This window comes from Cohnella sp., from assembly GCF_041641335.1.
Taxonomy (GTDB): Bacteria; Bacillota; Bacilli; order Paenibacillales; family Paenibacillaceae; genus Cohnella.
Window position 1 is genome coordinate 1 of sequence record NZ_JBEPYQ010000147.1, and the last position, 12,359, is coordinate 12,359.

General features: G+C 57.8%; 14 protein-coding genes. 12 read left to right on the top strand and 2 right to left on the bottom strand.

The annotated features are described in order from the left end of the window. Positions 1-468: 468 nt before the first annotated feature. Entirely contained in the window at positions 469-1,257 is a 789-nt protein-coding gene (locus ACESLM_RS29300; protein WP_372637978.1) for a C40 family peptidase, read from the bottom strand. Positions 1,258-1,492: 235 nt separating this feature from the next. On the opposite strand from ACESLM_RS29300, the gene ACESLM_RS29305 reads away from it, so the two are divergent. The 7 genes from ACESLM_RS29305 (at position 1,493) to ACESLM_RS29335 (ending at position 6,258) form a co-directional block, all read left to right on the top strand. Next, positions 1,493-1,792, top strand: a complete 300-nt coding sequence (locus ACESLM_RS29305) for a LiaF transmembrane domain-containing protein (RefSeq protein WP_094049400.1) — start codon at positions 1,493-1,495, stop codon at positions 1,790-1,792. 54 nt (positions 1,793-1,846) lie between these two features. Next, on the top strand, positions 1,847-2,512 hold the full coding sequence (locus ACESLM_RS29310) for a PspA/IM30 family protein (RefSeq protein WP_094049398.1): 666 nt from the start codon (positions 1,847-1,849) through the stop codon (positions 2,510-2,512). Positions 2,513-2,519: 7 nt separating this feature from the next. Continuing rightward, complete coding sequence (locus tag ACESLM_RS29315; RefSeq protein WP_372637983.1) at positions 2,520-3,017, top strand: PspC domain-containing protein; 498 nt, start codon at positions 2,520-2,522, stop codon at positions 3,015-3,017. A 4-nt stretch (positions 3,018-3,021) separates the two neighbouring features. Continuing rightward, a complete protein-coding gene (locus ACESLM_RS29320; RefSeq protein ID WP_094049394.1) occupies positions 3,022-3,705 on the top strand; it encodes a PspA/IM30 family protein in 684 nt (227 codons plus the stop codon). 143 nt (positions 3,706-3,848) lie between these two features. Beyond that, the gene (liaF, locus tag ACESLM_RS29325) at positions 3,849-4,487 is read left to right on the top strand and encodes a cell wall-active antibiotics response protein LiaF (RefSeq protein ID WP_372637986.1); all 639 of its coding nucleotides are present in this window, start codon (positions 3,849-3,851) and stop codon (positions 4,485-4,487) included. Positions 4,488-4,553: 66 nt separating this feature from the next. Beyond that, on the top strand, positions 4,554-5,597 hold the full coding sequence (locus ACESLM_RS29330; RefSeq protein WP_094049390.1) for a sensor histidine kinase: 1,044 nt from the start codon (positions 4,554-4,556) through the stop codon (positions 5,595-5,597). Between the two features lie 4 nt (positions 5,598-5,601). Further along, positions 5,602-6,258 carry a response regulator gene (locus tag ACESLM_RS29335; RefSeq protein ID WP_094049388.1) on the top strand — a complete coding sequence of 219 codons (657 nt, stop codon included), beginning with the start codon at positions 5,602-5,604 and terminating at the stop codon, positions 6,256-6,258. Here the strand turns inward: ACESLM_RS29335 and ACESLM_RS29340 are convergent. Next, positions 6,255-6,590 (bottom strand): hypothetical protein, encoded by a 336-nt coding sequence (locus ACESLM_RS29340; RefSeq protein ID WP_372637989.1) that lies wholly within the window; start codon positions 6,588-6,590, stop codon positions 6,255-6,257. The two genes, ACESLM_RS29335 and ACESLM_RS29340, sit on opposite strands and share 4 nt — an antisense overlap. A 193-nt stretch (positions 6,591-6,783) precedes the next feature. Here ACESLM_RS29340 and zwf point away from each other — a divergent pair, with 193 nt between their 5' ends. From zwf to ACESLM_RS29365, 5 genes are all read left to right on the top strand, one after another. Further along, positions 6,784-8,337 (top strand): glucose-6-phosphate dehydrogenase, encoded by a 1,554-nt coding sequence (gene zwf, locus ACESLM_RS29345; RefSeq protein ID WP_372637991.1) that lies wholly within the window; start codon positions 6,784-6,786, stop codon positions 8,335-8,337. Between the two features lie 255 nt (positions 8,338-8,592). Next, positions 8,593-9,216, top strand: coding sequence for a YhbD family protein (locus ACESLM_RS29350; protein WP_372637993.1), 624 nt, complete (start codon positions 8,593-8,595; stop codon positions 9,214-9,216). A gap of 11 nt (positions 9,217-9,227) precedes the next feature. Then, entirely contained in the window at positions 9,228-9,914 is a 687-nt protein-coding gene (locus tag ACESLM_RS29355; protein ID WP_372637995.1) for a hypothetical protein, read from the top strand. After that, positions 9,907-10,578 carry a hypothetical protein gene (locus tag ACESLM_RS29360; RefSeq protein WP_372637998.1) on the top strand — a complete coding sequence of 224 codons (672 nt, stop codon included), beginning with the start codon at positions 9,907-9,909 and terminating at the stop codon, positions 10,576-10,578. Before ACESLM_RS29355 ends, ACESLM_RS29360 begins: the two co-directional genes overlap by 8 nt. Before the next feature lie 40 nt (positions 10,579-10,618). Next, entirely contained in the window at positions 10,619-12,145 is a 1,527-nt protein-coding gene (locus ACESLM_RS29365; protein ID WP_372638001.1) for an MFS transporter, read from the top strand. Positions 12,146-12,359: the final 214 nt, after the last annotated feature.

Sequence of the window (12,359 nt, forward strand, 5' to 3'; positions counted from 1 at the left end):
AAGAGAATCCATGGTTCTTTGGGTTACGTATCGCCGGATCGATTTGAGGCCATATATTACAAAAAAATCAGCTAAATGCGCTTAAAAGGTGTCCACTTTCTTGACAGAGGTCCGCCAGACCGTTAGCGGGTGCAGGAGCGCCGGAATGTCTGGAATAGCGGTCCGCCAGACCGTTAGCGGGTGCAGGAGCGCCGGAATGTCTGGAATAGCGGTCTGCCAGACCGTTAGCGGGTGCAGGAGCGCCGGAATGTACGGAATAACGGTCCGTCAGACCGTTAGAAGGTGCGAGAGCGGCAGAATATCTGGAATAGCGGTCCAACCAGACCGTTAGCGGGTGCGGGAGCGCAGGGACGTCCCGGCATACAAATTCTGGTTCGCAAATAGGGGGCATGTCCGTATCCTCAGTGGACGGGACAAGCCCCCTATTTTTCATAAGCTGATGTTATCATGCAGTTCGCGCGAAAGGGTCTACTGCTTCGCCGCCTTCTCGGTCAGGACGCTGCCGCCGAACAGGAAGCGATGTTCCCACTGGGACCCCGCGAAAGATTGAACGTGTACGCCGCCGCTGGCGTTGGAGTAAGTATGCAGAATTTTGCCGTTGCCGAGGTAGAGGGCCACGTGCGTGATCCGTTCGGTCGTCTTGTTGATTCCTTTGTAGGCGGCGGCCGTCGAACCCTTGTAGGTCATGAAGAACATCAGGTCTCCGCGTTTCAGACTGCGCCACTCCGACTTGTCGGTTCCGAGCTTCTTCACGAATGCGCCTTGCTGGCGGGAATCGGGAGGAAGCACGAGATCCGTCTTCTCCTTATAGATCCAACGCACGAAGTCGGAGCAATCGAACGTCTCCGTCGTGCTGCGGTTGGAACCGAACAAGTACGGCGTTCCGAGATACTTCATGCCTTCGGCGATCACTTGGTCAATCAACGCCGCATTGGAATCCTCGACTTCTCCTTTACCGCCGGTTGATCCGTTGTTGCCATTGCCCCCATTATTGCCGCTGCCGCCGCTATTGCCGCCGTTCCCGGTTTGGCCGCCTCCGTCGACAGCGTTCCCCGAATTGCCGCCCGTCGAGCTTCCGCCGTTGCTTCCGCTTCCGCTGCCCGGGTTGGTTCCCGAATTCGTATCTTCATTAGATAGAGTCGGTTTCTTCGTTGGCGACGACGAGCTCGGAGCCGCCGCCGAAGACGTTCCCGGAACGGCGCCGATGCCGCTAGCCAGCAGCGCTGCCGCGCATAACGCAGCTACATGCTTCTTCATACTTATCCCCTCCGTAACCAGATAATTAAACGCTACCATAGGTAGAATGGGAGGGGAAACCCACAATTGTTGCCATTAGCGCGACCGCAAGTCCGATAAGGCAAGGTCGCGGGACCGTAACGACCCTCGACCACAGTCTAGGATCAAAAACATACGCGGGTCCGTTATGCATAAACGCGGAGAGGTTTACAATAAGGTCATGAGGTAAACGAGTTACAGAAAAGAGGTGAAGCAAATGAGAAGAGGGAATGGATTGGCTCTCCTGTTGATCGCTCTCGGAGGATTGATCATCCTCAGCAAGCTGGGCTTCGGATTGGGATGGTTGTTCGGACTTCTGGTTCCGATTCTGCTGATTCTGCTCGGAGTCGCGGTGTGGAACAATGGAAGCAAGCTGCTGGGCGGAGGTATCGCCGTCGTCGGAGGATTCGTGCTGCTGGGCAAGATGAGCTTCCTGTTCGTCTGGATCGCGGCAATCGGATTGATCGTATTCGGAGTATCGATGCTGGGCCGCAACAATCGAGCAACGAGATTCTAATCTTCCATATAGACGCAGCAACTGCCGCGATCAAGAACGAGGAGGGAAAAGGGAATGACCGTCATGAAAAGGGTGCGCGACATTACGGTGGCCACGTTAAACGATCGACTGGAAAAAGCGGAAGATCCGGTACGCGTCATCGATCAATTTCTCTGGTCGACGCATCAAGAGATTACCCAAAGCGAAGGGCTGCAGCGTCAGTATGCCGCGCATACGGACAGCTTGTATCGGCAGTGGAAAGACGCCGAGCAATGGGCCGACAAGCGCGAACAGCAAGCCGTCACCGCCTTGAAGGCGGGCGAAGAGAACGTCGCGAAGCTGGCGCTTCAAGATAAAGTCATTCACGAGGAGAGCGCCCAGCGCTACCGTCAGCTCTACGAGCAGAGCCGGAGCGAGCTGAACGATCTGGAGCTGCTGCTTCAGGAGCTGCGCAGCGAGTACCGCGCGGTGTACGACCGCCGCCAATTCTACGTAGCGAGAATGGAATCCATTCGTCTTCAGCAAAGACTTAACGCGAGATTTACTCCCGGCGGCGCGGACACGTCCCAGATGTTCCGCAAGATCGACGACCGTCTGACCGATATTGAGCTCGAAACCCGCAGCCTGCGCGATCTGCGCCGGATGGGCCAGGAAACGCTGCTCCACGCGGGAGAGGTCGTGAAAACCACGATCGAGAGAGAACTCGAGGAACTGAAACGCAAACTGCAACAAGGAGGTTAAACCGAACATGCGCAAACTTTACCGTTCCACCCGGGACCGCAAGTTATTCGGGGTGTGCGGAGGATTGGCAGACTTCCTCGGCGTCGACGCGACGCTGCTGCGGATCCTGCTGATCGTCGTAGCCGTCTTCTCCGCGGGTTCCGTCGTCCTCGTCTACATCATCGCAGGATTCGTCATTCCGAGAGAGCCTTACTACGGCGGATTCGGACCGGGTCCTTACGATCCGGGCTATCGGGGGCAGGACCAGCACTACGGCTATAACCACGCCCAAGGCGGCCCGAGCCACAATCCGAACTGGAACCCGAACTCTTCCGGTTACGCCGGTTACTCGGCTTCCGGCACCGCCCGTCCGGGACCGGCCCAGTCGGCCCAGCCGACGTCTGGCCGCCCGTCGCAAGGGCTGGACGCGATGATGGAAGATATCGAGAAGAAGTCTTTGCAAAGAGAGATCGAAGAACTGAAAGCCAGAATTTCAAAATTCGAGAAACAATCGAAAGGAGAATAACACAATGGGTGTATTCCAAAGAATTAAAGACTTAACGAAGGCGTCGGTGCATGATCTGCTTGATAAACTTGAGGATCCTATCGTCATGCTGAATCAATATTTGCGCGACATGGAAATCGAAATTCATGACGCTGAAGTGACAGTGGCCAAGCAAATGGCCTCCGAGCGCCGGATGAAGCAGCGCCTGGAAGAACTGGTCAGACTCGGCGTCGACCGCGAAGGTCAAGCGGAGCATGCTCTGCGCTCCGGCAACGAGACGCTCGCTCGCAAGCTTCTCGAAGAGAAGGTGCAATACAGCCAGCAAGCGAACAGCCTGGCCGAGCTTCACGCTCAAGCCAGCGGGCAAGTGTCCGAATTGACGGCACAGCTTCACGAAATGAAGGAAGAATACTACAAGCTCCGCAACAAGCGCAACGAGCTCGTAGCTCGCTCCCAGATGGCGAAAGCCCGCAAGCAAATGGCGCAAGTCAGCTCGCTGCACACGATCGAGAGCGGAGCGGCTTCCCGCGGCTTCCACCGGATGGAGGAGAAAATCCTGCAGATGGAAGCGGAGGCCGAAGTGGCCAGATTGCCGGGAGTTTCCTTCGGCACCACGCCTAGCCGCATCGATCCGGAGAAGGAATTCCGCGTAGAGCAAGAGCTGGAAGCGCTCAGAAGCCGCGTTCAGCCGAATTTGAACAAAGAGTAAGCGACAAGCATTCTCCCCCGGCGCAAGATGTGCTATGATGTCGGATAGTGATGTCGCGGATACGGCAAGCCATAACGGACGAAGAGCCGTTATGGCTTTCCCTGCGACAAGGAGACGAATAAAGGCAGGAGGTGTGACCCGACATGAGAAAATCCAGCAACGCGATTGTGTTCATAGCAGCCGGAATTTACCTCGCGCTTGGCGCCGTGGCGGGTTACACGACGGTTAACGCGGTCCTGCTATTGCTGCTCGGCATTCATCGATACCGGTCCGATCGCTCCAGAGTATCGGTCGTCGTTATCGCGGTCAGCACGCTTGTGCTGATCGTGACCCAGTTCGCGCTTTTCGCCGTCGTGGTTCTCGTCTCGCTCGGGATTTATTATTTCCGGGCCAGACCTCCGGAATTCGTCACGCACGTCGGCAAGCATCGTTTGTTCGTGAACATGCGGCTCGACGAACAATCCTGGGTGCTGAACTCGATGAGCTATTGGCATGGGCTTGGGGAAATCCACATGGACATGTCGCTGGCCGTTCCCGAAGAGAAGGAGACGACGATCGTCCTGCAGGGCGTCGTAGGCAACGTGGACTTGATCGTTCCGGAGGACTACGGCTTGCAGGTGGACGCGTCCGTGCTGATCGGGCAAGCGACGTTCCGGCAAATTCAGGAGGGCGGCATGATGCAGCGTCTCTCGTGGAAATCGCCGAACTACGAGGAGTGCGAGCAGAAGCTGAAACTTCAGTTGTTTTATCTCGTAGGAGATATCAAAATACGTACCGTTTAGTGAAAGTTCAAAAAGTCCGCGGATTTTTTGAACTACCTACTTAAAGTCGTTGTGAGGAGGAGTCGCATGGAGTCTCGTAAAGTCACCAATATGGTTTGGCGCCACATGGGCGAGGCCGTGTTGTACTCCTTGGGCGTGGGCGCTCTTGTCGTTTATTTGCTGATCCGCTACGGCGTGGATGGCTCGTTCCATTCGCTGAACAAGGCGATTTCGTTCTCGCTGACGGCGATCGGAGTGTTGTCCGTTGCCGGGGCGGCTTTCGGTTTTTGGAGAAGCTTTCCGATACGCAATCGTCTGGAGATGCTCAGGGAGTCCATGGTGACGCTTGAGAAAGGGACCCCGTCCTTGCCGTTGCCGGATCTCGGCAAAGACGAGATCGGACGGCTCGGGGAGCAGCTCGGCAAGCTGGGACGCAAGTGGGAGGACCAGGTCTCGTCGCTTCAACGCTTGTCCACCAACAATGCGGAGCTTGCCGCGCAAGCCCGGATGAGCGCGGTGGTCGAGGAGCGCCAGCGCTTGGCGCGGGAGCTGCACGACGCGGTCAGCCAGCAGCTGTTCGCGATCTCGATGACGGCGACGGCGGTCGGACGGACGATGGATCACGACTTCGAGCGGGCGCGCCGGCAAGTGGAGCTGATCGAAGAGATGGCTTCCGCGGCGCAATCGGAGATGAGGGCGCTGCTGCTGCATCTGCGTCCCGTGCATCTGGAAGGCAAGCGTCTGGCGCAAGCGATTCCCGAGCTCGTGGAAGAGATGAAGGCGAAGGTGCCGGTCGATATCGCCATCGATATCGAACAGGATTTGCCGCTGAACAAAGGCGTGGAAAACCATCTGTTCCGCATCGTGCAGGAGGCGCTGTCGAATACGCTCCGGCATTCGAAAGCGACGAAGATGGACATCGTGCTCCAGCGCCGCGGAGAAGCGGTGCGCCTGGGCATTCGGGACAACGGAATCGGCTTCGACACGCAGGTGAAGAAGCAGGCTTCCTACGGAATGACCAACATGGAAGAACGCGTGAACGAGCTTGGCGGGTCGTTGAACGTCGCGAGCGCGCCGGGCAAAGGAACGAGAATCGAAATCAGAGTGCCGTTGATGGCGGAAGGCGGTTGAGCGGATGGCGGCGGAACAGTCGTTGGTGCGGGTATTATTGGTGGACGATCACGAGATGGTGAGAATCGGTCTGGCGGCCGTGCTGGGCACGGAGGAGGGCATCGAAGTCGTCGGGGAAGCCGGCAACGGAATGGACGGGCTTCGCCTTGCGCGGGAATATTCTCCCGACGTCGTGCTGATGGATCTTGTGATGGAAGGAATGGACGGCATCGAGACGACGCGGCGGATCATGGAAGAGATGCCGGAATGCCGGGTCATCGTGCTGACCAGCTTCCTCGACGACGAGAAGATGTATCCCGTCATCGAGGCGGGCGCATTCAGCTATCTGCTCAAAACTTCGCGAGCCTCCGAGATCGCCGACGCGATCCGCGCGGCGGCGCGCGGCCAATCGGTGCTCGAATCCCAGGTGGCTTCCAAAATGATGAACCGCTTCCGCCGCCCTCAGCAGACGGCGGCTCAGCCTCACGAGGATTTGACCGAGCGGGAGATGGAAGTGCTCAAGCTGATCGCCCTGGGCAAGTCGAACCAGGAGATCGCGGACGATCTGTTCATCGGCATCAAGACGGTCAAATACCATCTGACGAACCTGTTCGGCAAGCTCGGCGTGGAGGATCGCACGCAGGCGGCCATCTACGCGCACCGGAACGGGCTGGCGGATTAGATCGGCCAGACCGCCTTCACGCGAGCCAGGGAGATGACCGACTTGGACGAATGGATCTCCATCGGCGGCTCCAGCCCCATTTTCCCCCAGTAGACAGGTTCGGAATCGAGCGGTTCCTCATACTCCGAAGCGCTGATCTCGGCTTGCTGCTTGGATTTGCGTACCCGCTTGACGGGCCGGGCCGTTCGCTCTCCGTTAAGAACGAGCGTCGAAGTCCCGCACGAGGTCAATACCCCCGTATGGCGGGCATCGTCGTAAGTGACGACGCATACCGCGCGGCCGTAGAGCGGCCGAAGAGAGTACTCGTCTACGGAATAATCATCGTCGAACATGGTAGGCCAACCTCCTGGGTGATCGATTTGATGCATTGTATTCCCGGCGTGACATACGTGTACGGGCGTTTACCCATCCAAGTGGAAATGACAGTTAAAAACATAGCGTTGTCCCTCTAATTGTGCTACACTACAATTCATGAGATTTGACAAAATCGGCTCATCCAATCCTGCCTAAGAAAGATGAGGATTCATGACGGACAACAAAATCGATACAGTCTCCGCTCCTGCAGCGGTCTATTTCATTTTCGGAGCCACGGGCGACCTCGCCCGCCGCAAACTGTTCCCGGCCTTATACAGCTTATACCGCGAAGGTAAGCTCGGAGAGCGGTTCGCCGTCGTCGGACTGGCGCGCAGGCCGCGCACGAACGAGCAATTCCGCGACGACGTGTTCTCGTCCATCGGCGAATTTTGCCGCTACAAGCCCGAGGAGAACGAAGTGTGGAGCGCTTTTTCCGATCATTTTACATACTTGTCGCTGGATACCGGCAACGTCGACGCGTTTAAGCAATTGAAGGAGCATACGGAGCAGGTGGAAGCCGCCTACGGCATTCCCGGCAACCGTCTGTTCTATCTGGCGCTTGCGCCGGAGCTGTTCGGCAGCGTGTCGCGCAATCTGCGCGACGGCGGCATGCTGGAGAGCGCGGGCTGGCACAGGCTCGTCATCGAGAAGCCGTTCGGCTACGATTATCCTTCCGCGGAGAAGCTTAACGAGGAGATTCGCCAAGTGTTCCGGGAGGACGAAGTGTTCCGCATCGACCATTACCTGGGCAAGGAAATGGTGCAGAACATCGAGGTCATTCGGTTCGCGAACGCCTTCTTCGAGCCGTTGTGGAACAAAAACCATATCGCCAACGTGCAGATCACGCTGTCGGAGACAGTCGGCGTAGAGGATCGCGGGGCGTACTACAATAAATCCGGAGCGCTCAGGGATATGGTGCAGAACCATATGCTCCAGATGCTAACGATGATCGCGATGGAGCCACCGGGCCGTCTGGACCCGGAAAGCATTCGCGACGAGAAAGTGAAAGTGCTGCGTTCCGTCAGAAGATACGCTTCGGAGGAAGAAGTTCGCGAACACATCGTGCGCGGCCAGTATTCCAGCGGATCGCTTAAAGGCAAAGAGCTTAAGGGCTATCGCGAGGAAGATAACGTCGATCCGGCATCGGTGACGGAGACGTTCTTCGCAGCCAAGCTGTTCGTCGAGAACTTCCGCTGGGCGGGCGTTCCGTTCTATGTGCGCACGGGCAAGCGGCTTCCGGTCAAGTCGACGGAGATCGTCGTCGAATTCAAGAACGTGCCGGGCAACGTCCTGTTCGCCAGGAAGCAAGATCTGCAGCCGAACCTGCTCGTCATCCGCGTCAATCCGATGGAAGGCATCTACTTCCGGATCAACGCCAAGACGCCGGGCAACGATCTGAAGATCCAGCCGGTCGCGATGGAATTCTGCCAGAGCTGTCTGGTCGGCATCAATACGCCGGAAGCGTACGAGCGTCTTCTGTTCGACGCGGCTCGCGGCGAAGGCACGTACTTCACCCGCTGGGACGAATTGGCGGCCGCATGGAAGATCGTCGATCCGATCGCCGCGGCGTGGAGAGACTATGCGGTCTCGCCAGACTTGTATCCGGCAGGCTCTTGGGGGCCGGAGCGCGCGGAGCAGCTGCTGCGCGACGAGGGGCATCACTGGTGGCCGGTGAACGGTCAGGACGAAGACAACGTCATATGGGTGTCCAACACGGACAAGTGAAGGGCAGCAACCGTGTCTAAAATATACGATATCAGTTAGAGAGACGATTCATTGGGAACGAGCCGGCCTTTGTAAGCCGGCGCCCCAACTGAATCGTCTCTTTTTTGCGCGCGAGCGGGCAAGTGGTGCAGACCGCGAACTCGAGGAGCTGCTCGCCGAGGAAGGGAAGGAAATGAGCCTGAAGTTGACGTCGGGTTTATTTATTTGTTGTGTAACGTAACAGTGTTATGTTACGATGTTGTCGGAGGGATGAAGATGGAGCGAGATTTAATATCCAAGAAGGAGCTGCTGGACGAGAAAGGCATCTCCTACGGGCAGTTGTACCGATGGAAACGCAAGCAGCTCATTCCCGAAGACTGGTTTATCCGCAAATCCACGTTTACGGGGCAGGAAACGTTTTTTCCGCGCGATCTCATCTTGGCCCGCATCGATAAAATCATGAACATGAAAGACGATTTGTCGCTGGATGAGCTGGCCGACAAGCTGTCTCCGGCGCTGCCGGACTACGAGATGCGCAAGTCGGACTTAGTGAAACGAAACATTGTTTCGTCCATTGTGCTGCAGCGCTTCGCGTCGGAAGACGACGACTCGCTGGTGTACGCGTTCGACAAGCTGCTGTATTTCTACGTCGTCGACAAGCTGCTTCAGGCAGGGGAGATGAGCATGGAGGAGGGGGAGCGGCTGCTGTGGACGCTTCGGGAGCATTTTCCGAAGTTTACGGGCAAAGCCTGCGATCTGGTGTTCACGCGCAAGATGGGCGTCTCGTCGTTCGCTTTGCTGTCCGCCCCGTCCGAATTGTACTTCGAGAGCGGCGTTAAGGTTGTCGCGCGGATTTCCATGACGGAATGCATCGAGCAGTTAAAAGGAAAATGGGTGTAGGAGGAGATCATATGAATCGACCCGAGCAAGGAGATTTGGTCATTAACGGAGTGAGCACGGCGAGCGGCGGACAATACGGCAGAGTGAAAATAGACGGGGTAGGCACGGTCGAGGGCGATATCGTCTGCGTCGATTTCGATTGCAACGGGATGACGAAGATTCGGGGCAGCTTGGCCGCGGATACGATGGATGCGGACGGCATGTTCACGATCGACGGGCACTTGTCTGCGGCGAGGTCGTTCGTTGACGGGCATATGAAGGTGAGAGGCTCGTTAAAGGGAGACAGCTTCTCGGTGAACGGCCTGATTCGCGTTGACGGAAACTGCGAGATCGAGAGCTTCAACGCGGAAGGAGCGTTCGAGGTGAACGGCCTGCTCAACGTAGGAAGCATGGACGTCCTTCTGCACGGGAGAGGCAGAGCGGGAGAAATCGGCGGAGAGTCGATCCGCGTCAAGCAGAAGGCCAGAGGTCCCCTGAACAAGCTGTTTACTTGGATGATGCCGCGGTTTGCCCCCGAGCTTCACGTGGAAACGATTGAAGGAGACGAGATTGACCTGGAGTATACCCAGGCGGATGTCGTGCGCGGCAACCGGGTCCGCATCGGCAAAGGCTGCGCGATCGGGTTGGTCGAATACAGAACGGAGTTAAGCGCGCACCCGGGCGCGAAAATCGGCAAGGAGGCGAAGGTCGGTGACTGAACAAGCGAGACGCGATGTGAAAATGGTTGGAGAGACGAGTTCGGCGGGCGGATATTTTCGGAAAGTCAGGTTGACGGGTGAAAGCACGTTTTCCGGAGATGTGGATTGCATCAAGCTGACGCAGATCGGCGAGCTTGAGATCGCGGGCGGCTTGACGGTCGGGGAGATGAAAATGACCGGGGAATGCCAGGTTCGCGGCAGACTGAACGGAGGCAAGGTGAGCGGGCGAGGGGAATTGGAGGTTATGGCGGACCTGCGAGGGGAAACGGTCAAGTTCACCGGCAACATCGTGACCGGCGGGGACTGCGGAGCGGGCATGTTCAAGATGGACGGAGCTTTCTCCGTTTCGGGACTGCTCAGCGCGGATACGCTGGACGTCCGGATGTTCGGTCCTTGCATGGCGAAGGAGATCGGCGGGTCTAAAATCTTCGTGCGCAGAAGCCGGGCCAAGAAGCTGCTCAGCCTGGTCAACGGGGGAGGCGATTGCAAGCTGAACGCGGAGCAGATCGAAGGGGACGTCGTCGCGCTGGAGCATACGGAAGCGGACGTCGTTCGCGGCAATCGCGTCGAGATTGGTCCGGGATGCCGGATCGGGCGGGTTGAATACCGCAGCGAAGTGGATATTCACAAGAGCGCGGCCGTGCATGAGGTTGTGCAGGTATAGTCAAGGGAAACAAGAAGCCGCTGGGGGAAGGGGTGCAGGCATGGCAATCGCAAGGACCGGGAAGACGAATAAAAAGCTCGTTCTGGCGGGGCTGCTGCTAGGCTTGATATTCGCGGAGCTGGACGAGACGGTGGTCGCGACCGCCATGCCGACGATTATTCGGGAACTGCACGGCATGGCGCTGTACGGCTGGGTAGCCGGCATTTATATGCTGTCGGTGACGATGTTCATGCCGATCATCGGCAAGCTGGCGGATTTGTATGGACGCAAACGGGTCTACATCGTCTGCATGGCGCTGTTTGTCTGCGGCTCGATGATGTGCGGGACCGCTTCGTCGATGGCGGGACTGTTGACCGGGCGAGCGATTCAAGGGATCGGGGCCGGAGGGCTGATGCCGCTCGCGCTGGTCATTATCGGCGATGCCTACCCGCTGGAGCAGCGGGCCAGAATACAGGCGTTATTCGGTCCGCTGCTCATCTTGCCCCAACTGCTCGGTCCGACCGTGGGCGGCTACATCGTCGGACAATTCGATTGGCACTGGATTTTCCTGATCAATATTCCGATCGGACTGATCGCCGCTGCGATGATCGCTGCCGGAATGCGGGAGACAAGGGGAACGGGAAGGCGGTCGATCGATTGGGCGGGAGCGACGCTGCTCGCGGCCGGTCTGCTGCTGTTGCTGCTTGCGCCGGTGTTGATCGATACGCAAGGGTACTCCTGGACGTCTCCGGCGGTGCTCGGTCTGCTGGCGATGTCGGCGCTGCTGCTGTCGGTATTCGTTCGCGTCGAACGGAAAGCGGAACAACCGATGATCCCGCCGAGTCTGTTCCGCAATCGCAATGTCGTCGTCATCTACTCGCTTGTCTTTTTGCTGATGCTCAGCGTCATGGGCGGAATTGCCGCTTTTCCTTTCTATGCCCAGAACGTGATGGGACTGGCGCCGACAGCCTCGGGTTATCTCATGCTCGCCTTTGCGGGCGCGACGATTCCGGCTAGCGTCCTGGTCGGTTTTCTAGTTACGCGGGTCGTGTATCGGAACGTATTCGTAGCCGCTTGTCTGCTTCCTCTGGCCGGATTCGCGCTGTTGTCCCGCATCGGCGTCGGGACGGGCGTTCTGTACGTGGTCGCCGCCTTTATAGTCCTTGGCTTCGGTGTCGGCGCACTGTTCGGGGCCAACAATCTGATCGTGCAGGAATCGGTCGGCAAGGAGGAGAGCGGCGTCGCGATCTCGTCGGTTCAGCTGTTTCAATCCCTTGGCGCGACGATCGGACTCAGCGTGTTCGGCAGCGTGCTGGGCAGCCGCATCGGCAGAGGAGTCGAGCAGATGGGGGCCCGGCTGCCGGAAGGTTCGGGCGAGGCCATCGCCGCGGGCGGCATCCCGGACGGCATGTCGGCGGAGCTGGTCGACGGGGTGCGGGCGATTTTCGCGGAAGCGTTCCAAGAGCTGTTCCTGTTGTCGCTGCTCTTCGGGGCAGTCGCATTCATAGTGGCCTGGTTCTTGAAGAAGGAAGTGCTGGCGAAGAGAGAGCCGAATGTCCGAGCGGACGCCGCGGCTTCGGATTGCTGACCGGGAAGGGACGGAACAGGCCCGTGTTTCTCCTTCGGGCGGAGGGACTGTCCCATAAGTCAGGGCAACCTAAAATGATCAATAAAAGAATGGGGCTGTCCCATAAGTAAACAGAGCCGTACTGAACGATTATCGATGGAATGATGTCATGGGCATCTATCTCCCTCCGATGCTATACGATCCTGAAATTTGGAATGGATAAACCCGTCACAGG

Bases quoted from the DNA above. Each gene is read 5' to 3' on its own strand.
- ACESLM_RS29335 (WP_094049388.1), top strand. From the start codon at position 5,602: ATGGCGGCGGAACAGTCGTTGGTGCGGGTATTATTGGTGGACGATCAC.
- ACESLM_RS29355 (WP_372637995.1), top strand. From the start codon at position 9,228: ATGAATCGACCCGAGCAAGGAGATTTGGTCATTAACGGAGTGAGCACG.
- ACESLM_RS29330 (WP_094049390.1), top strand. From the start codon at position 4,554: ATGGAGTCTCGTAAAGTCACCAATATGGTTTGGCGCCACATGGGCGAG.
- ACESLM_RS29305 (WP_094049400.1), top strand. From the start codon at position 1,493: ATGAGAAGAGGGAATGGATTGGCTCTCCTGTTGATCGCTCTCGGAGGA.
- zwf (WP_372637991.1), top strand. From the start codon at position 6,784: ATGACGGACAACAAAATCGATACAGTCTCCGCTCCTGCAGCGGTCTAT.
- ACESLM_RS29300 (WP_372637978.1), bottom strand. From the start codon at position 1,257: ATGAAGAAGCATGTAGCTGCGTTATGCGCGGCAGCGCTGCTGGCTAGC.
- ACESLM_RS29340 (WP_372637989.1), bottom strand. From the start codon at position 6,590: ATGTTCGACGATGATTATTCCGTAGACGAGTACTCTCTTCGGCCGCTC.
- ACESLM_RS29310 (WP_094049398.1), top strand. From the start codon at position 1,847: ATGACCGTCATGAAAAGGGTGCGCGACATTACGGTGGCCACGTTAAAC.
- ACESLM_RS29320 (WP_094049394.1), top strand. From the start codon at position 3,022: ATGGGTGTATTCCAAAGAATTAAAGACTTAACGAAGGCGTCGGTGCAT.
- ACESLM_RS29315 (WP_372637983.1), top strand. From the start codon at position 2,520: ATGCGCAAACTTTACCGTTCCACCCGGGACCGCAAGTTATTCGGGGTG.
- liaF (WP_372637986.1), top strand. From the start codon at position 3,849: ATGAGAAAATCCAGCAACGCGATTGTGTTCATAGCAGCCGGAATTTAC.
- ACESLM_RS29350 (WP_372637993.1), top strand. From the start codon at position 8,593: ATGGAGCGAGATTTAATATCCAAGAAGGAGCTGCTGGACGAGAAAGGC.
- ACESLM_RS29365 (WP_372638001.1), top strand. From the start codon at position 10,619: ATGGCAATCGCAAGGACCGGGAAGACGAATAAAAAGCTCGTTCTGGCG.